Here is a 25623-nt window from a genome sequence, read left to right as displayed (position 1 = left end):
GTGTGAGATGAATGCAGCCTACTACCTGCTGGCCATCTGCGCGGGGCTTGGCATCACCCTGCAGACCACACTGAATGGCCAACTCGCTAAAGGTGTGGGTGGAGACTCCGTAGCGGCGGCGCTGTTCTCTTTTACTGCTGGCGCGGTATGCCTGGGCATTTTTTCATTGATGCGCGGGGGGATAGCAGCCTCACTGGCGGCCATACCTGCACAGCCTTGGTGGAGCCTGTTGGGTGGTTTGCTGGGTGCCAGCGCGTTGCTCAGTTATGTAGTGCTGGCACCGAAAATCGGTCTGTCAGCACTGCTTGGCCTCGCTATCGCTGGGCAGATCATTTCGTCACTGGCGATCGATCACTTCGGATTGATGGGGGCATTGGAGAGGCCGGTGTCTTCCATCAAGTTGGTCGGGACGGTGGTGATGCTCGCAGGTTTGGCTATCGCGTTGTTCGGTGACCGTTGGTCAGCGCTTTTCTCCAACTGACTACCTTGTTTACCCCATTCTGTTTCGTAGGAAGCAACCATGTTTAAAACTCTAACCGACACCACCAGCATGCTTGGCGAGTGCCCTGTCTGGTGTGAAAGAACCGAACGCCTGTTCTGGACGGACATTCCAAGCTGCGAGTTACGTGCTATAGATCTCGTAAGCGGTGAAGTGCAGTGCTGGCCGCTGCCCGAGTCGCTAGGCTCATTTGCCCTCACGGCAGACGAAGACGTATTGCTAATGGGACTGGCATCCTGCCTGGGCTACTATCAGCTGAGCACAGGCCGTTTCAGCAGAATTGCAGTCACGCCTGGTGTACCCGGAACCCGAATCAATGATGGCCGCTGCGACCGTATGGGCAACTTTGTGTTCAGCACGATGGACGCCAGTGAGCAGGTGCAAACCATCGGCAGATTTCACCGCCTCAATGCGTCGACGCTCGAAACAGAAACGTTGGACATTCCCGCAGTGGCGATCCCGAATAGCATCTGTTTCAGCCCGGACGGCTTCACTCTGTATTACGCGGACTCCCTGCAGGGACGTATTTTCTGCTGCGATTACCCCTCACTGGAAAACCAGCGTGTGTTCACGACGGTTGACGGTCAAGGCGCTCCAGATGGCTCTTGCATTGATGCGCAGGGGTTTCTCTGGAATGCCGAATGGGGCGGCAGCAGGGTGGTGCGTTATGCGCCGGATGGAAAAGTCGATCGCGTAATCGACTCCCCGTGTATTCAGACCACTTGCCCAGTGTTAGCGGGCGCCGCTTATACCACGCTGTACAGCACCAGCGCGCTGATAGGCCTGGACAAGCCGACATGTTCCGATGGTGCGCTGATAAAAGCCGAAGCCGTTGTCGCTGCGGGACTTTCTGAAGAGCGATTTTCAGGGCTACTGAGCTGAGTACTGGGTTCTAGCCTCGGGCGTCGCTCTAAATGCCAATTTCTAGCCGCATCGGAATGAACCCACCAAGCTTCTACCGGGCGCATCCCCACTTCGTGCAAGATGGCTATCATACAGATGCGGGCTCTGTGGCCTTAGACGACCGGATGCTTTTTTAGCGTGAGAAGCCTCAACTGTCTGTCTATAATCCGCGCATGCTGAATCCAACCGAAATCCGCCCAATCCTCAAGCAGTGGGTCGCGAAAGCGATGTCCCATGAAGAGAGTGACGTTTTCATCGAGGAGCTGTGCTTCATTGATAAGGCCAGACGCGCCGATCTCGTTCACGCCAATGGAAAGCTAACCGCGTTCGAAATCAAATCGCATGCTGATACCTTGGCTCGCTGGGAAGGCCAGCAGCAGGCCTATATGGCATGCTTTGACGAAGTCTGGCTATGCTGCCATTCGAAGCACTTGGTGAAGGCTCTTGAGTCCTGTCTACCGCATGTTGGAGTGCTCGTAGTCGATGACTATTCGGGCATGGCGATGATTCGAAGGGCGAAGCCCAACAAGCTCCAGGATAAATTTCACCTTACGGGATTCTTGTGGCGTAGCGAGTTGGACGCACTCGCGGCCCAGTATGGGGTGCCAACGAAAAGTCGCAACCTCATAAAAGAGGTGCGTCGCCAGCTATGCGACGCCCTCCCCATGAACGTGATCAGATCGCATGTACTAGCAAGCTTGAAACAACGCTATCGCTCGCTAGAGTAAGTCGTCGGCATCAAAGTCATCGAAACTGTTATCCGTATCTACGATGGACTCGATCATGGCGCAGATATGCTGATTGATCCTGTACCCATTCCATGTGCCATTGTTCCCGTAACCTGTAGATGTGGCGACAATTCTGCTGTACTCACGAGTAGCCCAGCAAAAGTCATCACCGTGGTAACCCGGCAGGCCTCTGATTTCTTGGGCGATTTCAACGTACCGTACAAACTCCTTGTCCGAACCTTTGCGTCGTTGCCACCATTCTGTTGGCGTGTAATAGCAGGCAAAAGGAAGCACAGGCATGCCTCGTATGTATTCCATCGAGGCGGTCGGATTGGTGGCGGCGTAATCCCCGTAGACGATATCCAACTCTATGCCACTGGTATCGACCCTTGCTTGCCACGCAACGTCGTAACAGGCGGAGGAACGTGAAGTGTTTGAAGCCGGCTTATCGATAGGGAAGGAAGTGCTCATGAGGATCAGATTTCGTATCTGATAGCTGTTCAGTTGTCTCAGGGATACGTTGAAATCTGACCCTGAGGCGGTGTTGGCCGGAGCGGTGGCACCGAAGTCTAAAATCACCGTCGCGGTGTCCGGGCGTTCAAGAGCATCCAGGATTGATAGCAATCTGCTCCACGAAGTCGAGGTGGGGTTTTCCGGGCAGGTAACCCTTATGGCTATATGGGGGAAATCGCCCTGGAGAGCAAGTGCACTTTGGATGACTGCTCGTTGGGGATCGTCATCAACCCAGGAGACCACCGGTATAACATTCTGGTTGATGGCTGCCACATCGGAAAAGAAGCGACGTTTGTTCTCAAACGCGCCATGAGGATTGTGCAGGTCATTGGTAGTAATGAATTCTTCACCAACGTCCTTAGCTATTCTTGAAACGTCCAGGAAAAAAGGATGCTCAGTCCAACTCGCTAGGAATGTTTGAAGGTGTCTGTCGTCGTCACCTCGCATGTCCAACAGCGGAGCCACTACTTCCCGCCTGTGGTCTTCCAGATTTATCAGCGCCTTAACGTCATTCTGACCAACTCGTAAACAAGCCACGTACTGCATCTTGCACTCCTTGCATGCTGTGAAAACAGGTTTTGCCGTAATCTGAAGTCATAGCGAGTCAAAGGCCTTGGTGAGCAGCGAGCGTCGACATGCGGAACGTATCGGTTTTGCTCAGTTTCACTGGCCGACGTCATGCTCCCAGTGAGACGGCAGGTGGAGATTGGCAGGATAGCACTTGGCCACTCAATAAAAGCCTTAATGCGTATTTTGGGATGTGGGGCGCGTCTATGTCCGATCAGTCGGTAGGTTACTCATGCCTTTGCACCAGAGAGAGGCTTTTGTATGCCGGCCTGGCTGCATCGAACAGCCTGTACCGTCACATGAGCGACATGTTGCGGGTCGCCATGGATCATGGGAAATCCGCTCTCTGGGCCAGAGATGGTGTCTACTTAAATTAGGTGGAAACCATGGCCTTTAGCAGTCGTTCGAGGAAGATATGTTTGCCGGACGGTTACAAAACTTGAGGTCGACCTCGTCTAACAGCGTGATCGAGCTGGGTGCAAAATGACACGAAAGCGCGCACTCGGATGTCTTAGTTCGAATGTTTTATATGGAAATATAAGTCAATCAGCGCGTTATGGGACTACGACGATACCGCTAGCTGGCAGAGCGTCGTCCAAGCGCCAGGAGTGAGCGCATGCGACCAGGTTGATCGCGTCAATGCTCTAGGGGCTAGGGAGTGGAAATCTTATTCAAACAAAGCAGGATCGACTTTGTGTCGGCGAGCTTGTTCAAGGTGGCGCCGCATCTGGTCAGCAGCAGCCAAGCGGTCGCCACGTTCCAGGCAATCGAGAATCGCTAAGTGCTCTTCCGCTTGGCCTTTACGGGGTGTGCGTGCGCTGGCCTGGCGGTATTCCACCAGGCGTCGTAACTGGTCGAGACGGCGGACAGTCTGCTGCAGGAAACGGTTACCCGAGCACGCTGCCAATGTCTCGTGGAACTGGGAATTGGCCTCAAAAAGCTCCTGAGGCGTCATGGTCAGGTAGCCGCCGTTCGCGATGAATTCCTGCTGCTTACGACATGCCGCCAACGTCTCGCGATCAATCTGAAAAGTCGGTGACAAAAGGCCAGAAGGTTCGACGGTCGCTCGGAAGGAGTAGCTTTCTTCGTAAGCCTCAACAGAGTCGATCATGGGAAGCAGACGCCACCCTTGGCCTGCACGCTGTTCAACCCACCCTTCTTGCTGCATCCGAGACAGCACGGCCCTCAGAGCTGCTCTGGACACATCGAACTGCCGCATGAATTCGATCTCGGTAAACAGTTCAGGAAGCTGCCGACTGAGGCGAAGTTCTGCAAGCGTCAGGTACAGAGGATCGTCGCTCTTCTCCATGACTTCAGAGACAAGGTCGCTCAAGTCGTCACTGGATCGCGCGAGGAAAAATCCCCTGTTGCGGTCGTAGGTCAGCATACCCTTTTCAACCAAATGGCCCAGGGCAAACTTCACAGGCGTGCGCGACACATTCAGTGTGTTCGCTAGCTGTGATTCAACCAGATGATGGCCAACAGGGAAGCGTTCACGTCGGACGTGGGAAACGATGTCACGCGCGATGCGTGCTTGCAGCGGGCTTAGAGGCATTAGGTCGGAAACCACAGAGATCTGAACCGAAGAAAGCCCATTCTAGCGCGTCATTTTACGCTGTGGCAGAGACCGTTTGGCCTCCGCCTCAATTATGACGTCCAGCGGGGCTTACCGAACCTGATAGAAGGGAAATGCCCCAAACAGAAGGCCGCCCACCAACAGGCCGAGGCTGGCCAAAATAGCCCATTTGAGCGCGAAGCGTTGATGATCTCCGAGATCTACTTTGGCCAAGGCAACGAGCAGATAGAGTGATGGCACCAGCGGGCTGAGTAGGTGGACGGGTTGACCCACAACCGAAGCCCGCGCGATTTCCAGTGGAGTTATCCCGTATTGGGCTGCAGTCTGTGCGATCACCGGAAGGATGCCAAAGTAGAACGCGTCGTTAGACATGAAGAATGTAAACGGCAGGCTAACGAGGGCGGTGAAGACAGCCAGGAACGGGCCGAAGCTTGGTGGGATTACATGCAGCAAGCTTTTCGCCATTGAGTCCACCATGCCGGTTCCGGAAAGGATCCCCGTGAAAATGCCCGCAGCAAAAATGACTGCTGTAACGGCCAACACATTCGTCGCATGAGCGGCAATACGTGCTTTTTGCTGCTCAATGTTCGGGTAGTTGAGCATGATGGCAATGGCGAAGCCGACCATGAACAGGATCTGGATAGGCATTGCGCCAATGATCAGGCAAGTGATGAGGCCTAGTGTCAAGATCAAATTCGGCCAAAACATTTTCGGACGACGATTTTCATCACATTGCTCTGCTGATCCATTGCCCAGCGACACAGGGCCGTGATGAAGACCGTCCATATCAAGAATGCCAATGCGCGCACGCTCTTTGCGCCCAATGACTACGGCAGTAAAGATGAGGCAGGCGCAACCTAGCAGCATGCCAGGAATCATGGGCAGGAAAATCTCCATTGCATCCACATGCAGCGCTGCTGCTGCGCGAGCAGTTGGCCCACCCCACGGCGAGATATTCATGATCCCGCTGGCAATGTTCACCAGGCATGTCATGCCCAGCACGCTCATCCCCAGTCGCTGATACAGCGGCAGGAATGCAGCGCAGGCAATCATGTAGGTAGTCGAGCTGTCACCATCCAGCGACACCAGCATCGTCAGCACCGCAGTGCCTACCGAGACCTTGAGAGGGTCGCCTTTCACCACTTTCAAGATGAAGCGGACGAGCCCGTCGAACAGCCCAGCGTCGATCATTATGCCGAAGTAGAGAATCGAGAAGGTCAGCATCACGCCGGTTGGAGCAAGTGTTTTGACGCCGTCGAGCATCATGGCACCGAGGCCTACGTAATGGCCTCCGATCAGCGCGAAAACGATAGGTATCAAGATCAACGCGATGAGCGCAGAAAGGCGCTTCGTCATGATCAAGTACATGAAACAGATAACCATTGAAAAGCCAAGGACTGTTAGCACGGTCGAACTCCCATTTTTCAGATCTATGTGGCTCTGGTCGGCCATATGGCCTGGATAGCGCAATAGGTCTCAGGTCGAGACCGGCTCGATCCAAATGGGAGTGGTGGGGGAGCGGGGGCAAAAGAGCTTGATCATGGCGGGCCTCGATTTTTCTTATCTTTATTTTTTCTACCGTACCTGACTGGGCGCTACGTCGAAGGAGCGAGCATGCGCAGTAGAAATCGTTGGTTGGGTACGTCCGACACTCAAACAAGATGAATCGGATGACCCAACATTGACCTATATCATCACAAAGTGCAATATGCGTCCCACAAGAACGTTACCCGTGTTGTTTGTGAGGAATAGTCAATGCCTAAGTCAAAGGGTCAAATCGTTTCCGCCAACGGAATCGAGTACCGTGTCAGCGACATCCGGGGGGTCGTGACCGACCTGGGTGGTGATTACGCGAAGCTGCCCTACAGCTTGCGAATCCTTGCCGAGAACGTTTTGCGTGGAGAGGCTGACCCTGAAGCCGCGCTCAAAGTCATCTGCGCCCGCTCTAAAGAATTCGACATTCCTTTCCGTCCAGCTCGCGTCGTTCTGCAGGATCTGCTCGGTACGCCGGCGCTGGTCGACCTCGCGGGTCTGCGCGATGCCGTCGCTGCTCAAGGCGGCAACCCGAGGCTGGTTAACCCTGTTACACCGACCCACTTGGTAGTGGATCATTCGCTCAACGTAGAGCGTTGGGGTGACGCCAGTGCACTCGCCGATAACGAAGCCATTGAGCGTGAGCGCAACGCCGAACGTTTCCAGTTTCTGGACTGGTGCAACAAGGCGTTCAGCAATTTGTCGATCATCCCTTCGGGCAAAGGCATCCTTCATCAGATCAACTTGGAACGCTTGACTACCGTAATTGGCACTCAGCGCCGTGATGGTGAGCTGTGGGCGTTCCCGGATACGCTGGTCGGCACCGACAGCCACACCACCATGATCAATGCCATCGGCGTGCTGGGTTGGGGTGTCGGTGGTATCGAGGCTGAGGCAGCTATGCTGGGTAAATCCCTGATGCTTCGTCTGCCTGAAATTGTCGGTGTGCGTCTGGAAGGCACCTTGCCCCAAGGCTACCTGGCAACGGACATCGCATTGGCTCTGACCGAGCTGCTGCGTAAGGCTGGCGTGATCGGCTCCTTCCTGGAGTTCTTCGGCCCAGGTGTTCCACAGTTGTCTCTTGCTGACCGAGGCACCCTGTCGAACATGGCGCCTGAGTTCGGCGCTACCGCTGCCATGTTTGCCATCGACGACCGCACGCTGCATTACCTGCGCATTACCGGTCGTGGCGGTCAGATCTCGGGGCTGACTGAAGCCTATGCTCGTGCTCAAGGCCTGTGGCATGACAGCCTCGGCGCGGTTGAATACAACCGCGTTGTAACCCTGGATCTCGGCACCGTGGAGCGTTCCATCGCCGGCCCGAAACAGCCTCACCAGCGTATCGTGCTGGGTCAGAAGGCACCGGCAACCAATCTACCAACTGGCCTGGACAATGGTTCGGTCGTATTGGCTGCAATCACCAGTTGCACCAACACCTCCAACCCCCGTGGTGTGATCGCCGCTGGTCTGGTAGCACGCAACGCCCGCAAGCGTGGTCTGAAGCGCGCTCCATGGGTAAAAACTTCGTTTGCGCCAGGTTCGATGGTGGTTGCTGGTTACCTGGAGCGTTCGGGTCTGAACAATGATCTGGATGCACTGGGCTTCAACCTGGTCGGTTACGGCTGTACCACTTGTAACGGTATGTCGGGGCCATTGCTGAGCCCTGAGATCGAAGAGGAGATCCGCACCCGCAAGCTGGAAACCGTGGCTGCGACCTCGGGCAACCGTAACTTCGAAGGCCGTGTTCATCCGCTGGCTCGCGAAGTTTTCATCATGTCGCCGCCGCTGATCGTTGCTTACGCCATCGCCGGTACCTATCTGATCGATCCGGAAAAAGACGCGCTGGGCGTGGATGACAACGGTGTGCCTGTTTACCTGCACGAGCTGTGGCCAAGCGACGAGGAACTCACCTCAATCGAGACTGAAAACCTCACCGCCGACCTGTTCGACAAGGCGTACGAAGACGTCCCGCGCGAAGCCGGACTGATTGCCAGCGACCTGCGCGCCGGTGTCAGCGACCAATACGCATGGCAAGCGAACAGCACCTACATTCGCAAACCTCCCTACTGGAGCGATGCGGTGACGGCCACTGACATCAGCAAAGACTTGAGCAACATGCGCGTCCTCGCCATGCTGTCGGACAACATCACCACCGACCACATTTCTCCATCGGGTGCGATCCTGCCGGAAAGCGATGCGGGCCAATACCTGCAATCGCACGGCATCGCGGTGCCTGACTTCAACTCCTATGGCACACGTCGCGGCAACCACGAGGCTGCGCAGCGCGCCACCTTCGCCAGCCCGCGCCTCAAGAACGAGTTGCTCGAAGATGGTCGTGAAGGCCCATGGACGCTGCTGCTGCCTGAGAAAGAGGTCACCACGATCTTTCAGGCTGCCGAGATCTACGCAGATCGCAAGCAGTCCCTGATCGTTGTCGCCGGCAAAGAATATGGCAGTGGTTCGTCTCGTGACTGGGCGGCTAAAGGCCCACGCCTGTTGGGTGTGCGCGTGGTAGTAGCTGAGAGCTTCGAGCGTATCCACCGTACCAACCTGGCGGGTCTCGGCATTCTTCCGCTGCAGTTCGAGCAGGGTGTCTCGCGCCAAAGCCTGGGTCTGAATGGCCGCGAAACGTTCAGCGTGGAAGGCATCACCGATGACTTCCAGCCAGGCGCCAAGGTCACTCTGGTGATCGAGCGCGAAAACGGCGAAACCGAGCGCGTCACTGTGGTGAGTCGTCTGGATACCTTCGAGGACGTTCGTTACTTCCGCAATGGTGGTCTGTTGCCGCAGTTGCTGATCGAAAGCATGAAGAACGCATCCGCTAACTGATGTGCCGCTGATTTGTCGCAGGAGATATCAAATGACTCAAAGACGTATTCCAGCCGTTTACATGCGTGGCGGCTCCAGCAAGGGTGTGTTCTTTCTCGACAAGGATCTGCCGCCTGCAGGCCAAGAGCGAGATGCCATCCTGCTCCGCGTGATCGGTAGCCCGGATGTGTACGGCAAGCAGATCGACGGGGTGGGTGGTGCGACCTCCAGTACCAGCAAGGTGGTGATCATCGGTAAATCTAGTCGCGAAGATTGTGACGTGGATTACCTGTTCGGGGCTCCGGCCATCGAGACGCCAGTGATCGACTGGTCGGGCAACTGCGGCAACCTGAGCTCGGCTGTCGGCCCATACGCCATCTCTGAAGGTCTGGTAGATGCGCCTCGCGATGGCATCGCCGTCGTCCGTATATGGCAGGCCAATATCCAGAAACGCATCATCGCGCATGTGCCTATGCGCAACGGCGAGGTTCTGGAAGAAGGTGATTTCGTGCTCGACGGTGTGGCGTTCCCCGCTGCTGAAGTCGTGCTGGAGTTTCTTAAACCAGGCGGCTCGGGGGGCAGCATCCTGCCGACGGGTAACGCCATCGACGAACTAAATATTCCAGGCATTGGCAATATGCCCGTCACGTTGTTGAACGCTGGTAACCCTACCATCTTCGTTGAAGCTGACCGAGTGGGCCTGAAGGGCACCGAAACTCAGGATCAGGTCAATGGGGATGCTGAGCTGCTGGCACGCTGCGAAACCATCCGTGCCCACTGCACCGTTGCCATGGGACTGGCCGCCACCGCCGAAGAGGCAACTCGTCTGCGTCCGCACACGCCGAAGCTGTGCTTCGTGGCCAAGCCTCAGGCCTATCAGGCGGCAGGCGGCAAGCTCGTTGAGCCTGGTGATATCGATGTGATCGCCCGGATCTTGTCGATGGGCAAACTTCACCATGCGATTACGGGTACGGGTGCAGTCGCTGTCGCCGTCGCGGCAGCTCTCGACGGCACGCTGGTGAATCGTATCGTGGGTGACATCGGGGATCGTCAAGTTCGTATGGGGCATACCGCTGGCAGTGTGGCAGTAGGCGCAAAAACTGTGCTGGAGGACGGTGCCTGGAGTGTGGACAAGGCTGTGATGAGCCGCAGTGCTCGCCGGCTGATGGAGGGCTGGGTACGGATTCCTGAAGTCCTCTGATCCAGCCCGTGCTCATGTCGGCTTCCGTCCGGCATGAGCACAACCCTGATCAATAATAAAAACAACAGAGAACCACACCATGAGTTCATCCGAATTCCCGCGTCACTCGATGCTCCGCCGCCAATTCATTCAGCTTTCTGCGCTCGCGGCAGGCGGTGTATTGGCTGGTGGCTTCACCCTCCCGGCACACGCTGCTGCTACCAGTGATAAAAGCAAGATGACCAATAACAAACGGTCGCATACCCCTCGGTTTGCTTATGTTGGATCACGCACAACCAAAGAGCGCAATGCCCGTGGCGTAGGCATTACTGTATACCGTTATGCGCCTGAAACGGGTGCGTGCACGTTGGTTCAGGCGCTCAATGATCTTGTGAATCCATCGTTTCTGACCTTCGACCACTCGCAGACTCATCTTTACTGCGTACATGGTGATCTCAGCGAGGTGAGCTCGTTCGCTATTGATGCGAAGAGCGGTGAGCTGACCAAGCTCAATACAGTTGGCACCCAAGGCAAGAACCCCGTTCATCTCAGCGTCGATCCTTCCGGTAAGTTCCTGGCTGTTGCGAACTATGCCACTGGCGGTTTTGCGATCTTCCCGATTCAGGATGATGGTAGCCTCGGCGCGCTGGCTCATCTGGAGTCGCTGCCTGGCGAGCCTGGGCCGCATAAAGTGGAGCAAAGCAGCTCTCATCCACACATGATTCCTTTCGATCCGTCCGGACGATTCTTGGTCATTCCCGACAAAGGATTGGATGGCGTCTTCGTCTACCGGGTGCAGCAGAACAACGCGAAATATGGCGCCACCCAGGTCAGCATGGTCAAAGCACGCGAAGGCTCGGGCCCGCGCCACGTGGTATTTACGCCGGTAGGGAAGAGCGCTTACGTCGTAAACGAACTCGACAGCAGCGTCACCGGGTACGCCTACGATCCTGAGCAAGGCTCGCTAAAGCCTCAGGAAATTGTCTCCACTCTGCCGTCGAACTTCACAGGCAATAGCCGTGCCGCGGCCATCGTGATGGCGCCGTCTGGAAAATACCTCTACGTGTCGAACCGGGGCCATGACAGTGTGACGACTTTCGCGCTGGAAGAGAGTGGGGCATTTGCTGCCAAGGCTCACACTTCGTCTCAAGGACGTAAGCCTCGCTTCATGAACCTGACGCCGGATGGCACGCGTCTGTTTGTCGCCAACGAAGAGACAGACACCATTGTCGGCTTTGATGTTGATCAGGCTTCCGGGGTGCTTACCTCGAACGGTCAGGTGATCAAGACCGGCAGCCCGGTCTGCATGATCTTCAAAACTGTCTGATTAACCGGCCCCCTGGCTTGGAGAGCTCATTTTGATCGAACTCATAAACTCGCCAGGGTTCTGGCTGGCGGTGATGCAAATCATCGCCATCGATATTTTGCTGGGTGGCGACAACGCGGTGGTCATCGCGCTGGCTTGCCGCAAGCTCCCAGAAGCTCAGCGCAATCGCGCCATCATTGGTGGCGCGTTGGGGGCGATCCTTCTCCGGATCGCCATGATCTTCTTCGCTCTGCAATTGCTGGAGCTGCCGTACCTAAAGCTAGTTGGCGCCGTGCTCCTTCTGTGGATCGGGATCAAACTGATCGTTCCCGAAGGCGAGGACGCTCACGACAACTTGGCTGCGAGCCCCAAGCTTCTGGGGGCAATCAAAACGATCATCGTCGCCGACGCGGTGATGAGCCTGGATAACGTCGTTGCTGTGGCGGGAGCATCCAACGGCCAACTGGAACTCGTGATCTTCGGCATCGTCATCAGCATTCCCATCATCATTTGGGGCAGCAAGTTGGTGCTGCACTTCATGGATCGGTACCCGATAGTCATCACGCTGGGAGCGGCACTGCTGGGCTGGATCGCGGGTAGGATGGCGATCACCGACATTAGCGTGCCGGCAGTGCCGACATGGTCTCATTACGCCGCTGGAGCATTAGGTGCGCTCATGATTTTGATTATCGGAAAAATGATTATCCATTGGAAAGGGGCAGGCGCTAGCCAGTCAGAAGCGGAAAGGAGCGAGCGATCGTGAAATTTGAACTTGCCAACGTGTGTAGGGATTTGGCTCCTCACGGGACACTGCGGGTGGCCATTAACCTTGGCAATCCTGTCTTGGCGAAGCGAGATGAGCAAACTGGAGTTCTTTCCGGAGTGTCAGTTGCGTTGGCAAAGGCCCTTGCCGATGAGCTTGGCATCCAAATTTCGATGGCGACGTACGATGCTGCCGGCAAGGTGTTCGCTGCTTTAGAAGAACAGGCTTGGGATCTTGCATTTCTGGCAATCGAGCCAGTTCGGGCCGAGAAAATCGCGTTCTCGAACCCCTACGTTTGTATCGACGGAACCTATCTTGTGAAGACCGATAGCAAATTCCATCGAGCCTCTGCTCTGGATACAGGCGGAAACCGTATCGCCGTAGGAAAGGGTGCCGCCTACGACTTGTTCCTGTCCCGCACACTCAAGAATGCTAACCTCGTCCGAGCGGAAACCTCGTCTGAAGCTGTCCACACCTTCCTGGAGTTGGGCCTGGATGCAGCCGCTGGTGTTCGCCAACCATTGGAGCGTTTCGCCAAGTCGACTACTGGCGTGAGGGTGTTAATGGATAACTTCACAGAAATCCGTCAGGCACTGGCAGTGCCTAAAGGCCGCGATATTGCGGCGGAGTATGTCCAGGGCTTCGTTAACCGCCAATTGCGAAGTGGATTCGTAGCTAAGGCTCTTGGTGACAGTGGCGAGTTCGACGCCCATGTCGCCATGCCCGCTTGAATCCTCATGAAAAAAACCAGATCTGCACTGGCTGAATGAGGCGATAACCTCTCTCATGAGCCTATGCCGTTCTTGGACGTCTCTGCTATGGCCGCCTCAATTGGCAATCTCCGCTACCCGAGGATGAATCTAATTGCTCAGATCAACAACTTGGCTGAACCCCGTGACTGAGCCTTCAATGGTCTATAAAGATCTTTTCCCTGTGATGGAGACAGTGCTTGCGAGCGGCGTTACGCTTCTTGGGGGGCTGCAATATCATAGAGTTGATGGCTACCGTCCCCTGACGCTCGACCTCTACTCCCCGTTGAAGAAAGGGCAGCCTCACCCAAGGCAGTTACCCCTGCTGATCTATATCCACGGAGGAGGTTGGAGGCGTGGTGACAGTCACCGATGCGGTGTTTTCACTGACTTTCCGAGATTATTGGGCGATATTGCGAGCAGAGGTTATGTCGTCGCAGCGGTGAATTACCGACTTAGCTCAGAGGCGAAATGGCCAGCGCAAATCGACGATGTTCGAACTGCTGTCAGTTTTCTGCTGAACCAAGCTGATGCATTCGGTATAGATCCGCAAAGGGTCTACGCTTGGGGCGTGTCAGCCGGAGCTCAGTTGGCTGCCTCGCTGGGCAATCCAACTGAATCGGTAAGTAGTCAGGATCAGCATTGTCCGGTCACGGCAAGCGTTCATGGCGTAGCGGCTTGGTATGGAGTTTTCGACTTCACCACTCTCGGTGATCAAGCGCTACAGCTGGGAATTGACATTCCAGATGATGCGCCGGAGTGGAGGCTTATAGGGGCAGAGCCTGGCCAGGATCGCACTGCTCGTTTTCGCTCAGCCAGTCCCGCTTTTCACCCCACATCTCGAACTTCGCCGATGCTGATTTTAGCCGGGAAAAAGGATCGGAAGGTTCCATATCTCCAAAGCGTGCAAATGAAGGACGCGCTTGATCGTGTGGGTGTGCCAAATCTTTTTTATATATATGAGGAAGTAGGACACAGCTTCATCTGCGAAGATAACCCTGCTGAGACTAATCGAGTCAATTTATTGGCAATAAATCAGACTATTGATTTTTTCGATGCTTTGGCCTTTTAGTGTCGACTGAGCAGCAGCATTGGGGCCCAACATTAACAGCCAGCGCAGGCGTCGCCTGTGCTGGTGTCACTATGTGCAATGCATGGTCATGCTGATGGCCCAATAAAGAGCGTCAGTGCGATTGATTAATTACTACGCTATTCCTCAGCACCGGGCTTCTAGTACGCTGCGAGTAAATCAGTCAGACGCTTCTGAGCCTAATGGTGTCGACGTGGGTATTTGCCATACAGGCTTTTTATCATTCTGATTGTCGAAATTACGCCGCGCCTTGCGGAAATCCTCAACGTTTTCGACAACCCACGTCCAGATGGGGGACATGCGGATCAATAGTTCCATGCCTAGCGGCGTGAGCTCATACTCGACACGTGGTGGAATTTCATCAAACTCCCGCCGATTCACTAAGCCATCCCGCTCCATGGCGCGCAATGTCTTAGTCAACATCCGCTGAGTCACTCCGGTCATCTGCCGTTTTATTTCGGCATGGCGCATTGTGCCGTACACCCCTAGGGCATGCAGAATGCCTAATGACCAGCGGCTGCCTGCGTGAGCAAGCACTTCCCTTCTGACGCCATCATCGTCTTCTCTAAGCGTTCGGCAGATTGTCTCAGCTTGGCTGAGAGCCTCCTGACTGGACATTTCTTTGTCTGGTATCACCGGTGTGCCTTCTTACAAGCGTTGCCTAATCGTGCAAGCATTTGTTCATCTTACAGGCAACAGGGCTCAGGAGAAATCATGACCGAAGTGACCCAGCTTTCCCCCCAATCCATTCTCGTTCTAGGCGCCGGTGAGCTTGGACTGCCGGTTTTGCGCAACCTGGCGCGGGTAGCAAAGCGTGCGCCAGGTTCAACAATCAGCGTCCTCCTCAGGGACTCGACCATCAACACTCAAATTCCTGAGAAAAAGGTTGAAATCGATGAGCTTCGGGCCCTAGGCATCCAGATGGTAGCCGCAGACCTCGTGAATGACTCAATCGATCAGTTGGCGGAAGTATTCGCACGTTACGATACCGTAATCGGCTGTGCAGGCATGGTTGCAGGCCGGGAAACCCCGATGAAACTGGCTACCGCTGCTCTGAAGTCAGGTGTGAAGCGCTACTTCCCGTGGCAGTTTGGTGCCGACTTCGAGGCAATCGGTCGGGGCAGTCCTCAGGATCTGTTCGATGCTCAGCTTGATGTTCGCGAATTGCTTCGCGCCCAGGATAAAACTGAATGGGTAATCATCTCGACTGGTATGTTCACCAGCTTTTTGTTCGAGCCTGTATTCGAGGTGGTCGATTTCGAAAACGACACCGTGAACGCACTAGGCAGTCTCGAAACCAGCGTGACGCTTACGACTCCAGACGACATCGGCGCCTTGACAGCGGAAATCGTTTTCTTCGAACCCCGCTTTCGCAATGAAATTGTTTATCTATCTGGAGACACTGTGACGTACGGAGAGGTCGCCAGCCTCCTTGAACGTGTGCTGGGTCGCCCGTTCAAACGAAACGTGTGGACTGTTCCGTACCTGCTCCAAGAATTGGAAAAAGACCCCACCCATCACATCAAGAAGTACCGTGCCGTATTTGCTCAGGGCAAAGGTGTGTCATGGCCTAAAGCAGGCACCTTCAACGAGCAGCAGTCGATTCAACTCACGACCGCTGAGAACTGGGCCCAGGCAAACCTGACAACCTCTTCAGTATAAGTGGGGTAGCTGAGCTAACGTTTCCGCTCTGGAAATTTACCTGCTACAAGCTCTTCAGTCTGATAGGGCCACCGATAACCGAAGCTAAAAAACGGGGTAGGGATACCTGATTGCCCTGAGCACCATTCCCCTAGTTTTCGGTGGTAGGGGAGCGAGCTCATAGAAAGCCTACCGTCGAGCGGCTCATCCCAAGCTGCCTGGCGGTTTGGCGTTAGCATTCGCAGGAGCCTGACGGCTGCTGGCTTCGAGCCGGCCTTCACCTGCTCTGCTCTGCGCCTTACTGGTGGCATTAGGTTTAACACTAGCGCTCTGTCCATGTCCTCGGCGTTTACGCCAAGTCACCACAGCGCCGCTGAGCCTTTGCAACAACCAACCGACGGAGTGTCGCGTTCCCGGATCAACCAACTTACTCAGTTGGGTTTTGATTTCTGGCCCCATCGCTCTCAATGTGCCGGTGTGCGTCATCACCAGTTTTTTAGCCTGGTCCGGCAGAAGGTTTTTCGCTGCGCTATTGGCAACTCCTTTACCTACGGCTTTGTAGGCGCTAAATGCAGCCCCAAAGATATTGCTGATGGCCGCCTTGGGATCGCTAAGCAATTGATTGCCGGCAGCAGTGATTTTCTGACCCGCGGCGCGCATCGCCTTTTGCGTCGAGCTTGCCGTTGACGACGGCTTCAAGCCCTTTCGCAATTTCTTTTACCGCGCTTGCCCCCAAGTTCCCGGCATCGGCAAGAATGCCCGAAAGTTTGCCTTGGGCCTGTTTTACGAAGTCATCGATCGTGCCGACGATGGTGGCGTTCAAGTGCCCGACCAGCACTTCGGTCATTGAATCGCCCAACAACATCTTGGCGCTGTTACGCAGTCCTGATGTACTAAAAACAAGGTAGGGCGCAAACTCATACGAGCAGCAGCCATGGTCGGAGGGGCTGGTAAAACACCGATCAGGTTGATACCCAGGCTGACCCAATCAAGTAATTCCCGCTGCTTGCTTTTGGTGAGCGTGACGATGTCGTCATGGGAATACAAGCATTCACAAGGTGATCACGGATGTACATCTACAAAATGGTTCAAGTGCCGCCAACCATTGAAGTTCGTGCGAAGGAGCACCGAGTGAACGAGGCCGCAGTTTATCTATAAAATGTGGTCAACACTCATGCTGAAGATGGGGGGGAGTTTTATCGGATAGACACGATTGGCGTTTCAGTCAAACCGGGATGTTTCGACGCGTTAATGGGGAAGAAAAACGTTCTGAACCAATATTACGTGATTTCTATGCGCAAGCCCCGGTGATCAAGCTTTGCGCCGTCTCAGCAATTCGTTGCTATCAGCGAGTTGCTTCCTCTCGATTGCGAAATGCCTGCCGCTTTGAGCCTTCCTGTTCAAACTATGCGAAACAAGCCATCGAAAAGTATGGTGTTCTAAAGGGCTGCCGCATGGCTGTCGGCCGCATCTGCAGGTGTCGGTACCCGAACGGCGGGAAAAATTTTCCCTGTATAGTCGGACAGTGAGCCCCGACGCCTCAATTGTTCAGCTGTGCTTGCCATGACCCTGACGGGCTGCTCTTGGCCAAAGGCGGCTTGCCAATGTCCGCTTCTGGCCGTTAGCTGCCGTTTGGCTAATGACAGGGCGACTGGGCTGGCGACGGGGCTGTTACTCACCGCCCTTGGCTGCTGCTTTTCATTGGTTCGTTATTCGATTAAGTGGAAATCGTCGCGATGCTTGGGATTGGATGTCGCGCCTCGGCAGTTCTCGCCTTTAGACGGTGGGTGACCTGGCATAAAAATTAGCCCTTCGTTCTCGAAGGCGTAAGCCAAGGCTTGCATCGTTACCTGATTCAACTTCCTTGTGCCGCTCTCAAGATCTTTGATGGCTTTCACGGAGACGGAGGAACGAAAGGCTAATGCCTCAATGCTCCAGCCCAGCATTTTTCTCGCTACAGAACTGTGATCTGCAGAAAAGGTGAGCGGTAGCCTTTGAAAAAAAGCTAACAGGTCGGCGTCCTCGGCCGCCTCGGAGTCGGATTTAACTCTATAGAAATCGATAATTTCAGCACTCATCATGGTGGTCCTTAACTGTATGAATAGACAGTGCTTAGGGTAGCCTCCTGGATTTTCTTTAGCTAGCGGTGTTTCGCACTAGGATCTAACCTGAGCTGCACACTCTAAAAAAAGCTGAGCGCTATTCAGCGTTTTTTAGGGCAAATTTAGGACATATCATGGGCCTATCCGGGCCTCTCTAGACCAACCCAGATGGCTCCAAGGCAATGCTTTCGTGGCCTGAGGCGGCATGAGTGTGATGTGGCAGGGGTTCGAATCCCTATCTCTCCGCCATTACATAGAAAAAGCCCCGTAGCTGAACAAGCTACGGGGCTTTTTCGTTTCTGCGGTTTGATCAGCTCGGCTGGGCCACCAGGCTATTGCTCACACGACGCCCCAGTACCAGCACCGTCACGAACCCACAGCCCACCAACGCCGTGGCCAGGCTCAGCAGCACCGCGCTGCCCATCTGGTCGACAATCCGGCCGCCGAAGAACGAGCCCAGGGCGATGATCACCTGGAACAAGGCGACGAACAGTGGCATGCCGCGTTCGACATCCTTGGGCGCCACGACAAACATCCAGATACTTGCGCAGGCCGGGAAGGCGCCGAAGGCGAAGCCCCAGAGGGCGATCAGCATCGCTGCGCCGGTCATGCCGGTGGCGAAGTAGGGGAACAGGGCGGTGCTGGTGCCGATCATGAGTGCGACCAACAGCAAGGTGTGGCGCACGCTGCGGTTGGCGGCGAAGCCGGCGAAGACATTACCCATGACCCCGGCCACGCCGTAGAGCAGCAACAGTGAGCCAATCGTCGGTCCGTCAAAGCCCGAACTGTTTTTGAAGAAGGGCGCGACGTAGGTGTAGGCGGCGAAGTGCGCCAGGCCGATCAGCAGGACGGCAATCAATCCGACCCGTGCTTGCGGGTTGATGAACAAGGCGGGCAGGTCACGCACCTGAATGGCCTTTTCCGGTTTGAGGCGGGGCAGCAGGAGGACTTGCGCGAGCAGCACCGGCACGCCGACCAGCGCGGTGACCAGGAAGGTCATGCGCCAGCCCATCAGGCCGCTGAGCCAGGTGCCCACGGGGACGCCGAGTACGGTGGCCAGGGTCACGCCCATCATGATGATCGAGGTGGCCTTCGCGACGCCCACGCCCTTGGGGGCGAGGCGGCCGCTGAGGGCGATTGCCGTGGCCCAGAAGCCGCCGATGCTGATACCCAGCAGGACACGGCCGAACAGCAGGAGGCTGAAGTCGCTGGCGTAAGCCACGACCGAGTTGGCGATGATCATGATCAGCGTCAGGCCGATCAGCAGATAACGACGGTCCATGGCGCCAATGCTGACAGACAGCAACGGGGCGGCGAGGGCGGCCATGATACCGGGCAGGGTCACCATCAGGCCGGCGTGCCCGGCACTGATGCCGAGGTCGCTGGCGACGTCGTTGAGGACGCCCACCGGCAGAAACTCACTGGTGACCAGGGCAAAGGCGCCCACGGCGACCGAGAGAATCGCCAGCCACTGCTGTTTGACACTCTGTTGATTATGTTCGGGACGGCCGCTGGGGGCCTGGCTCGCGCTTGGCATGGTGCTGGATTCCAGAAGGGGAATGTCGCCTGAACTCAGGCGAGGGGGAGGGAAAGTGGAGGCGATTATATGAATCGGCTCTGGCAATCACACAGGCGCTCGTTTCGATAATAACCATCAGTGCAATCGATTCGACGCCCCTACAGGACGGTTGGGTTTTTCTTACCTGCATCTCCAACGCTGCCTACAGGCAATGCATTGCGACCCGTGGCGTTAGTCACTATCTTGGGCCCCACGGTTTTTCAGGTAGAAATTCCCACACTGCATAGGAAATGCATCATGAGCAAAAACACGAAAAAAACCTCCGACAAAATGGCCACGCTGGCCGCGCACACCCTCACTGATCCAAACGCCTCGGCCATTGCCAAAAGCCTGGCGGCGTCTGCATTGGCCCAGAGCGGTACCGACAAGCAGACCAGCGCCGACATGGAGGAAAAAGCCGGGAAGGCCCTCCAGGGCGGCCACTACAGCGAGAAAACCAAATCCCTGGCCGCCTCGGTGCTTTCCCAAGCCAATAAAGAGCGCGGCAACTGAGTTACACGTCATGAAAAAAGCCCCGCAGCTGAACACGCTTCGGGGTTTTTTCGTTTGCGGGCAGGCGCGCATAAATTATTCGCGCCCCACCGAATAACTTCCCCCCCTGCGGTGTTCACTCCACAGACCACCCAGGAAACGCCCATGAACACACCTGTCGACCGCTACGACCGCCTGACCCGCACCTTCCACTGGCTGACCGCTGCCGTGGTGATCTTCATGTTCGCCAGTGCGCATATCTGGGAAAACCTGGAAAAAGGCACGCCGCTGCGCAAGGGCCTGCAGTCGGTGCATATCTCCCTGGGCATTGCCCTGGCGGTACTGATCCTCGCGCGGATCGCGTGGCGACTGTCTGGCGGCACCCGGCTCAAGGCCGACAGTCACCCGGCGCTTAACCTGCTGGCGAAAATGGCGCATGGTTGCCTGTACCTGTTGCTGCTGGCGCAGATTGTCCTGGGGTTCCTGTTTCGTTGGGCACAGGGCGAGCCATTCAACTTTTTCGGACTGTTTTCGGTTCCCGCGCCGTTTGCGATTGATCACGCATGGCGCGGCACGCTGGGCGGTCTGCATGACACCGTGGCGTGGGCGATCATCGGGCTGGCTGGCCTGCACGCCTGTGCGGCGCTGTGGCACCACAGCATCAAGCGTGACAACACGCTGCGCCGCATGCTGCCCGCCCCACGGGACGCTGTTTGAAGTGATGTTTGCTGCTGTATCTCCCCATCGTTACGGAGCACGACAACCATGAAGACTCGCCACCAACACCCCATTACTTATCGCACCGCGCTGCTCTTCGGTGCCTGCCTGGCTGTCGCCTTGCTTGCCGGCCAGGCCCGGGCTTCCGGTGATGAATCAGCGCCGCCCAAGCCGAACTGTCCGAAGGGCCAGGTGTGGGACACCAAGACCGGCAAGTGCGTGCTGCAAACCAGCAAGGCGACGTCGGATGCCGATCGGACCGACTACGCTTACCGCCTGGCCAAGGACGGGCGCTATGAAGAAGCCCTGGCCTTGCTCGATACCCTGAGCAACCCCAACACCGGCAAGGCCCTCAACTACCGCGGCTACGCCACGCGCAAACTGGGGCGTACCGATGAAGGCATCGGCTATTACCTGCAGTCCGTGGCGTTGGACCCCAACTACGCCCAGGTCCGCGAATACCTGGGTGAGGCCTATGTGATCAAGGGCCGGGTGGACCTGGCCCAGGAGCAGCTGCTGAAAATCAAGGCGCTGTGCGGCACCACCTGCGAAGAATATGAAGACCTGGCCGAGGCCATCACTGCCGCGCCCCAGGTATGACGTCGGTGAGTGAACGAGCAGGGGGCCGCCATTACTCGAGAGGCTGAGTTTCGTCGCGAATTGGGCCAGTTGTTGCCGCGTTTATGGCGATACGGCCTGGTGTTGTCGCGACAAAAGCACCTGGCCGAGGACCTGGTGCAGGCCACGTGTGTGCGGGCGCTGGAGCGTGCCGGGCAATTTGTCGCCGGCACGCGGCTGGATCGCTGGTTGCTGGCGATCATGCACTCGATCTGGCTCAACGAACTGCGCTCGCAGCGGGTTCGTCAGGGGCAGGGCTTTGTCGATGCAGAGCAGGCGTTGTCATTCGATGGCGAAAGCCAGGCCCAGGATCACGTGCTCGCCGCGCAAGTGATCAAGCGGGTCAACGGGTTGCCCGAAGCGCAACGAGAAACGGTTTTTCTGGCGTATGTCGAAGGGCTTTCATACAAGGAAATTGCCGATGTCCTGCAAATACCGGTCGGCACAGTCATGAGTCGGCTCGCGGCCGCACGCGCCAGGCTGGCCGAGACGGCCCCGGCAAAAGCCCACGCGGGACACGCCAGTGGAGAACGCCGATGAATCACACACACTTGCCTTGCGATGAGCAGTTGGTGGCTTATCTGGATGGAGAACTGGATGCCGACCAGCGCCGGGTCATCGCCGACCAGATCCACGCTCACCCCGCGGTCGCTGCGCGCCTGGAGGTGCTGCGGTGCGCTGATATGCCGTTCAAGGACGCGTTCGACAGCGTGCTGGATCAAGCGCCGACCGACCGCCTGCAGGCGATGCTCAACGCCTTGCCGCCGGCAGCGGTCCCCGCCTTGAGTCGCCGCCGTTTCCTCGCCGTGGCCGCAGGGTTCGCGGTGGCCGGCGTGGTCGCCGATCGCCTGTTCCTGGCCTGGCCGCATGGGGAACCCGGCCAGGGCTGGCGCGCCTCGGTGGCTGAATACATGGCGTTGTACACGCCGCAGACACTGGACAATCTCAGCGCGGACCCGGCTGCCCACCTCGCGCAACTCAGCGCAGTGGGCACGCAACTGGGCCTGCCGTTGTCGCCTGCTGCCGTGGCCTTGCCCGGCGCCGAGTTCCGGCGGGCGCAGAGCCTGGACTATGACGGCGTGATCATCGGCCAGTTGACCTACCTGGATCCCCGCCACGGTCCACTGGCGCTGTGCATCACGGCCAACAAAAGAGCCCCGGCGACTTTCGCCACCGAGCAGCGCCGAGGCATGAACGTGGTGTATTGGGCCAGCGCGTCCCATGCCTTCATGCTGATCGGCCGAAACCCTTTCGAGGATTTGCAGATCATGGCCAGCAGCGTCGAGCGCAGCTTGCCGGCCTGATCTCAGTGACGGGTCTGCAGGGCGCGCCAACGCGTGGGCGTGGTGCCTTCCCAGGTGCGAAACGCGCGATAAAACGAGTTGGTGTCTTCGTAACCGAGCAGGCAGGCGATCTCGTCTATTTCGATCGACGGCTCCGCCAGCAGATGGCGCACCACCTCCTGGCGGCTCTCCAGCAGCAATTGCCGAAAGCCTGTGCCTTCCTCGGTCATGCGCCGCTGCAAGGTGCGTTCGCTCAGGCCCAGTTCGCGGGCCACGTCGACCATCTCCGGGCGCCCACTGGCGAAGAGGCGCTTGAGGGTGCTTTTCACCTGGTGGCTGATCGTGGCGGGCGCGGTCGCTTCGGCCAACGCCGCCACCAGGGCCGGGTTCAGCAGGTCGAGCAGTTCCGGGTTATGGCCAGGGAAGGGCCGTTTGAGGTCGGCGGTGTCGAACACCAAGGCATTGCGCGTGGCACCGAAACGGATGGCACAGCCGAAAAACTCCGCCAGTGCCGGGCTGTTGCTCCGGGGGCGGGCCAGTTCGACACAACGCGCCGTGATGTGCACCCCCGAGCCGCGCCGGCCCAGCTCGACAAACGTCGCAAACGCCGCGTCGATCAACAGCCGCGGTGGCGGCTGCTGGCTGCGCAGCCAGTCGAGGGTGACTGTGCAGGTCGCGCCGTCCTCGTTCACTTGCACGCGTTCGGGCGTACACAGTTGCTTGAAGCGTGCGAGGCGATGCAGGCCATCGCGAAAGTCGCGGGCGATGAACGCGGCAAAACTGGACGGCGGCAGGGCGCTGCTGTCCAGCTGGGTGACCAGCAGGACGCCGGCCGCCGGATCGGGATTGAGCACGCCCACGGCTTCCCACAGGCGAAAATATTCCTCGGTGCTGACGTGGCGACGATCACTGCGCTCGCCCAAGTGCAGGGTCATTGGCAGCCGTGCCTGGCGTAACACCGCTGCAGGCTCCAGCCCGATGGTTGTCAGGGCGTGCCAGAACACCTGCGGAATGTTGAAGCGCGATTGGCGTGCGTCAGACATGGACCACCTTTGTTTCAATCAATCGGAGGCTGACACACTGAGGTCATGCCATTTCTCGTCGGAAGCTGCCAGGTCCGCCGCCGCCCGCGCGGCATATTGCACCGCATCGCTGCCGATCAACAGGCGCAGGGGCGCGTCTTCACTCAGGGCCAGTTCGAGCACGATCTCGGCCACCCGCTCCGGCCCGGTCGGCAGAATGCCGGGGGAGTTGAGCAACTCAACCAGTGCACCGACACTTTGCTGATAGGGCGCACTGATCGGCGCAATCGTCATGGAGCTGCCCGACCAGTCGGTACGCATGCCGCCCGGTTCCAGCACCGTCACCTGCACGCCCAGCGGGTTGACCTCTTGCGCCAGCACGGTTGAAAAACCGCCCACGGCCCACTTGGCACTCTGGTAAGCCGCCAGGCCCGCCATGCCAATCCGCCCGCCCAACGACGATACCTGAAAGATATGCCCGCGACCCTGGGCGCGCAGGATCGGCACCACGGCCTTGCTGACGTGCACGACACCATAGAAGTTGGTGTCGATCTGTGCCGAGAAGTCCTCCAGGGTGACATCCTCGACCGAGGCCAGGTCGCCATACCCCGCGTTGTTGACCACCACATCCAGGCGACCGAAGTGCGCCACGGCGGCCTCCACAGCCTGTAGGACCTGCAGGTTGTCGGTCACATCCAGCTGCAGTGGGTAGATTGCGTCACCGTACTCGGCCACCAGTTCATCCAGTTGGCGGGGAGTGCGTGCAGTGGCCGCCACACGATCGCCGGCGCGCAAGGCCGCTTCGGTGATGGCGCGGCCAAGGCCACGGGAACTGCCAGTGATAAACCAGATCTTGGACATGCGAACACCTCTTCGTTTCGGGCGGCTCAAGCAGCCTGGGAACCCAGGATGGTCGATGAACGCGGTCCAGGCACTAGCAGAAGGGCGCCAAGTGACTTGCAAAAGACGCCAATTATTCGCGGGTCAAGCGCGCGGCCAGGCTCTGGATAAACACCGTCTCGGCCCGACTCATCTTCTGTTCACGATTCCACAACAGGTGAATGTCCACATCGGCGATCCCTTCATCGGGCGGCAGCCGCCACAGCAGCCCGTTTTTCATGTCCTCCGCCACCACATGGATCGGCAGGCACCCCAGGCCGAACCCGGCGATCACCAGACGTCGCACTTCTTCCAGGCTGGAGGACGAGGCCACGATGCGCCCGCTGAAGCCTTGCTGATCGCGAAAGATGGTCAGTGGCGAGAGCATCCCGCCGATCTGGTCGCTGGTGAAACTGACGAAGTTCTCCGACTGCAAATCACCTTCGGCCAAACCGGTACGGCCAAACAGCGGGTGGTGGCGCCCGCAAAAGAATGCGTAGCGTTGACGCAGGAACAGGTGCTGCTCCAGGCGCGGCTGCGGCCGGCGATTGAGGCTCAGTCCGAGGGTCGCGGTTTTTTCCAGCAGGGCGGCGACGATGTCGGAGCTGCGCATCACTTCGACCTCGAGGTCGACCCGCGGATGTTCGCGGTGGAAGCCGGTGAGGAAGTCATCAAAGGTCTCTGAGTTGATGCGGCTGATCATCAGCAGGCGCACTTTGCCGATCACTTCATCGCCGGGTTTTTGCAGGGCGTTGCTCATCTGCGAGACCTGGCCGTACATCTCGCCGGCGATGGCGAAAATCTGTTCGCCGGCTTCGGTCAGTACAAAGCGCGGGCCACGGCGCACGATCAGTTGGCAGTCGAGTTGTTCTTCCAGGCGTTTGAGCGCCTGGCTGATCGCCGGTTGCGTCAGGTGCAGGCGCGCGGCGGCGCGGCTGATGCTCAGCTCCTGGCCGATCACGCGAAAGGTGCGCAGCAGGTTCCAGTCCAGCCGGTCGTTGAGCAGCGGGTGAATATCGCGGCGGGGTTCGGACATGCGCGGGCTCGATCATAAGCAGGATTTATAATCGGAATAATAAATAGAAAATTGACTAAT

At 57.4% G+C, this 25623-nt stretch carries 27 protein-coding genes; 16 read left to right on the top strand and 11 right to left on the bottom strand.

Going from position 1 to position 25623, the window contains the following annotated elements; genetic code table 11:
* The first annotated feature begins 7 nt into the window (after nucleotides 1–7).
* The 3 genes from BBG20_RS00235 to BBG20_RS00225 all read left to right on the top strand — a co-directional run bounded on the left by BBG20_RS00235 (nucleotide 8) and on the right by BBG20_RS00225 (nucleotide 2130).
* Nucleotides 8–481, top strand: a complete 474-nt coding sequence (locus tag BBG20_RS00235) for a DMT family transporter (protein WP_027614488.1) — start codon at nucleotides 8–10, stop codon at nucleotides 479–481.
* A 39-nt stretch (nucleotides 482–520) separates the two neighbouring features.
* Nucleotides 521–1381, top strand: coding sequence for an SMP-30/gluconolactonase/LRE family protein (locus tag BBG20_RS00230; RefSeq protein ID WP_027614489.1), 861 nt, complete (start codon nucleotides 521–523; stop codon nucleotides 1379–1381).
* A gap of 194 nt (nucleotides 1382–1575) precedes the next feature.
* A complete protein-coding gene (locus BBG20_RS00225) occupies nucleotides 1576–2130 on the top strand; it encodes a sce7726 family protein (RefSeq protein ID WP_027614490.1) in 555 nt (184 codons plus the stop codon).
* Here BBG20_RS00225 and BBG20_RS00220 read toward each other — a convergent pair.
* From BBG20_RS00220 to BBG20_RS00210, 3 genes are all read right to left on the bottom strand, one after another.
* Nucleotides 2122–3189, bottom strand: a complete 1068-nt coding sequence (locus BBG20_RS00220) for a beta family protein (protein WP_027614491.1) — start codon at nucleotides 3187–3189, stop codon at nucleotides 2122–2124. The genes BBG20_RS00225 and BBG20_RS00220 overlap by 9 nt on opposite strands.
* Nucleotides 3190–3877: 688 nt before the next feature.
* Complete coding sequence (locus BBG20_RS00215; RefSeq protein WP_027614492.1) at nucleotides 3878–4765, bottom strand: GntR family transcriptional regulator; 888 nt, start codon at nucleotides 4763–4765, stop codon at nucleotides 3878–3880.
* A gap of 111 nt (nucleotides 4766–4876) precedes the next feature.
* Nucleotides 4877–6193 carry a CitMHS family transporter gene (locus BBG20_RS00210; protein WP_026019990.1) on the bottom strand — a complete coding sequence of 439 codons (1317 nt, stop codon included), beginning with the start codon at nucleotides 6191–6193 and terminating at the stop codon, nucleotides 4877–4879.
* Between the two features lie 348 nt (nucleotides 6194–6541).
* Between BBG20_RS00210 and BBG20_RS00205 the strand changes: the two genes are divergently transcribed.
* The 6 genes from BBG20_RS00205 to BBG20_RS00175 all read left to right on the top strand — a co-directional run bounded on the left by BBG20_RS00205 (nucleotide 6542) and on the right by BBG20_RS00175 (nucleotide 14197).
* Nucleotides 6542–9148, top strand: coding sequence for an aconitate hydratase (locus BBG20_RS00205; protein WP_027614493.1), 2607 nt, complete (start codon nucleotides 6542–6544; stop codon nucleotides 9146–9148).
* A gap of 31 nt (nucleotides 9149–9179) precedes the next feature.
* Nucleotides 9180–10328, top strand: coding sequence for a 2-methylaconitate cis-trans isomerase PrpF (prpF, locus tag BBG20_RS00200; protein WP_027614494.1), 1149 nt, complete (start codon nucleotides 9180–9182; stop codon nucleotides 10326–10328).
* Nucleotides 10329–10407: 79 nt separating this feature from the next.
* Nucleotides 10408–11634, top strand: a complete 1227-nt coding sequence (locus BBG20_RS31465) for a lactonase family protein (protein ID WP_226939986.1) — start codon at nucleotides 10408–10410, stop codon at nucleotides 11632–11634.
* A gap of 31 nt (nucleotides 11635–11665) precedes the next feature.
* The gene (locus tag BBG20_RS00185; protein ID WP_027614497.1) at nucleotides 11666–12376 is read left to right on the top strand and encodes a TerC family protein; all 711 of its coding nucleotides are present in this window, start codon (nucleotides 11666–11668) and stop codon (nucleotides 12374–12376) included.
* Nucleotides 12373–13107 (top strand): transporter substrate-binding domain-containing protein, encoded by a 735-nt coding sequence (locus BBG20_RS00180; RefSeq protein ID WP_027614498.1) that lies wholly within the window; start codon nucleotides 12373–12375, stop codon nucleotides 13105–13107. Before BBG20_RS00185 ends, BBG20_RS00180 begins: the two co-directional genes overlap by 4 nt.
* A gap of 178 nt (nucleotides 13108–13285) precedes the next feature.
* Complete coding sequence (locus tag BBG20_RS00175) at nucleotides 13286–14197, top strand: alpha/beta hydrolase (RefSeq protein ID WP_065899395.1); 912 nt, start codon at nucleotides 13286–13288, stop codon at nucleotides 14195–14197.
* A gap of 177 nt (nucleotides 14198–14374) precedes the next feature.
* Here BBG20_RS00175 and BBG20_RS00170 read toward each other — a convergent pair whose 3' ends face one another.
* Complete coding sequence (locus tag BBG20_RS00170) at nucleotides 14375–14833, bottom strand: winged helix-turn-helix transcriptional regulator (RefSeq protein WP_027614500.1); 459 nt, start codon at nucleotides 14831–14833, stop codon at nucleotides 14375–14377.
* Nucleotides 14834–14929: 96 nt separating this feature from the next.
* Between BBG20_RS00170 and BBG20_RS00165 the strand changes: the two genes are divergently transcribed.
* Nucleotides 14930–15877, top strand: coding sequence for an aromatic alcohol reductase (locus tag BBG20_RS00165; RefSeq protein WP_027614501.1), 948 nt, complete (start codon nucleotides 14930–14932; stop codon nucleotides 15875–15877).
* Between the two features lie 183 nt (nucleotides 15878–16060).
* On the opposite strand, the gene BBG20_RS33050 is transcribed toward BBG20_RS00165, so the two are convergent.
* Together BBG20_RS33050 and BBG20_RS33045 are read right to left on the bottom strand one after the other, a co-directional pair.
* Complete coding sequence (locus tag BBG20_RS33050) at nucleotides 16061–16516, bottom strand: hypothetical protein (protein WP_226939985.1); 456 nt, start codon at nucleotides 16514–16516, stop codon at nucleotides 16061–16063.
* Nucleotides 16467–16703, bottom strand: coding sequence for a hypothetical protein (locus BBG20_RS33045; protein WP_226939984.1), 237 nt, complete (start codon nucleotides 16701–16703; stop codon nucleotides 16467–16469). The genes BBG20_RS33050 and BBG20_RS33045 overlap by 50 nt, the downstream gene beginning before the upstream one ends.
* Before the next feature lie 388 nt (nucleotides 16704–17091).
* Between BBG20_RS33045 and yidD the strand changes: the two genes are divergently transcribed.
* Nucleotides 17092–17385, top strand: a complete 294-nt coding sequence (gene yidD, locus BBG20_RS31450) for a membrane protein insertion efficiency factor YidD (RefSeq protein WP_219738115.1) — start codon at nucleotides 17092–17094, stop codon at nucleotides 17383–17385.
* 180 nt (nucleotides 17386–17565) lie between these two features.
* On the opposite strand, the gene BBG20_RS00155 is transcribed toward yidD, so the two are convergent.
* A complete protein-coding gene (locus tag BBG20_RS00155; protein ID WP_049827965.1) occupies nucleotides 17566–17934 on the bottom strand; it encodes a helix-turn-helix domain-containing protein in 369 nt (122 codons plus the stop codon).
* 334 nt (nucleotides 17935–18268) lie between these two features.
* Nucleotides 18269–19495 (bottom strand): MFS transporter, encoded by a 1227-nt coding sequence (locus tag BBG20_RS00150; protein ID WP_065899394.1) that lies wholly within the window; start codon nucleotides 19493–19495, stop codon nucleotides 18269–18271.
* Nucleotides 19496–19774: 279 nt separating this feature from the next.
* Between BBG20_RS00150 and BBG20_RS00145 the strand changes: the two genes are divergently transcribed.
* The 5 genes from BBG20_RS00145 (at nucleotide 19775) to BBG20_RS00125 (ending at nucleotide 22647) form a co-directional block, all read left to right on the top strand.
* Nucleotides 19775–20029, top strand: a complete 255-nt coding sequence (locus tag BBG20_RS00145) for a hypothetical protein (RefSeq protein ID WP_065899393.1) — start codon at nucleotides 19775–19777, stop codon at nucleotides 20027–20029.
* A gap of 144 nt (nucleotides 20030–20173) precedes the next feature.
* Nucleotides 20174–20725: a cytochrome b gene (locus tag BBG20_RS00140; protein ID WP_065899392.1), complete on the top strand. Its 552-nt coding sequence runs from the start codon at nucleotides 20174–20176 to the stop codon at nucleotides 20723–20725.
* Nucleotides 20726–20773: 48 nt separating this feature from the next.
* Nucleotides 20774–21325, top strand: coding sequence for a tetratricopeptide repeat protein (locus tag BBG20_RS00135; protein ID WP_107339004.1), 552 nt, complete (start codon nucleotides 20774–20776; stop codon nucleotides 21323–21325).
* A gap of 60 nt (nucleotides 21326–21385) precedes the next feature.
* Complete coding sequence (locus BBG20_RS00130) at nucleotides 21386–21883, top strand: RNA polymerase sigma factor (RefSeq protein ID WP_065899485.1); 498 nt, start codon at nucleotides 21386–21388, stop codon at nucleotides 21881–21883.
* Nucleotides 21880–22647: an anti-sigma factor family protein gene (locus BBG20_RS00125; RefSeq protein ID WP_065899391.1), complete on the top strand. Its 768-nt coding sequence runs from the start codon at nucleotides 21880–21882 to the stop codon at nucleotides 22645–22647. The genes BBG20_RS00130 and BBG20_RS00125 overlap by 4 nt, the downstream gene beginning before the upstream one ends.
* Before the next feature lie 2 nt (nucleotides 22648–22649).
* Here BBG20_RS00125 and BBG20_RS00120 read toward each other — a convergent pair whose 3' ends face one another.
* The 3 genes from BBG20_RS00120 to BBG20_RS00110 all read right to left on the bottom strand — a co-directional run bounded on the left by BBG20_RS00120 (nucleotide 22650) and on the right by BBG20_RS00110 (nucleotide 25563).
* Complete coding sequence (locus BBG20_RS00120; protein ID WP_065899390.1) at nucleotides 22650–23669, bottom strand: AraC family transcriptional regulator; 1020 nt, start codon at nucleotides 23667–23669, stop codon at nucleotides 22650–22652.
* A gap of 18 nt (nucleotides 23670–23687) precedes the next feature.
* Nucleotides 23688–24509 carry an SDR family NAD(P)-dependent oxidoreductase gene (locus BBG20_RS00115; RefSeq protein ID WP_065899389.1) on the bottom strand — a complete coding sequence of 274 codons (822 nt, stop codon included), beginning with the start codon at nucleotides 24507–24509 and terminating at the stop codon, nucleotides 23688–23690.
* Between the two features lie 112 nt (nucleotides 24510–24621).
* Nucleotides 24622–25563 carry a LysR family transcriptional regulator gene (locus tag BBG20_RS00110; RefSeq protein ID WP_065899388.1) on the bottom strand — a complete coding sequence of 314 codons (942 nt, stop codon included), beginning with the start codon at nucleotides 25561–25563 and terminating at the stop codon, nucleotides 24622–24624.
* Nucleotides 25564–25623 lie beyond the last annotated feature (60 nt).

Origin of the sequence: Pseudomonas aylmerensis, from assembly GCF_001702265.1 — a bacterium.
GTDB classification, from domain to species: domain Bacteria; phylum Pseudomonadota; class Gammaproteobacteria; order Pseudomonadales; family Pseudomonadaceae; genus Aquipseudomonas; species Aquipseudomonas aylmerensis.
This window is presented reverse-complemented; position numbering and strand designations above follow the sequence as displayed.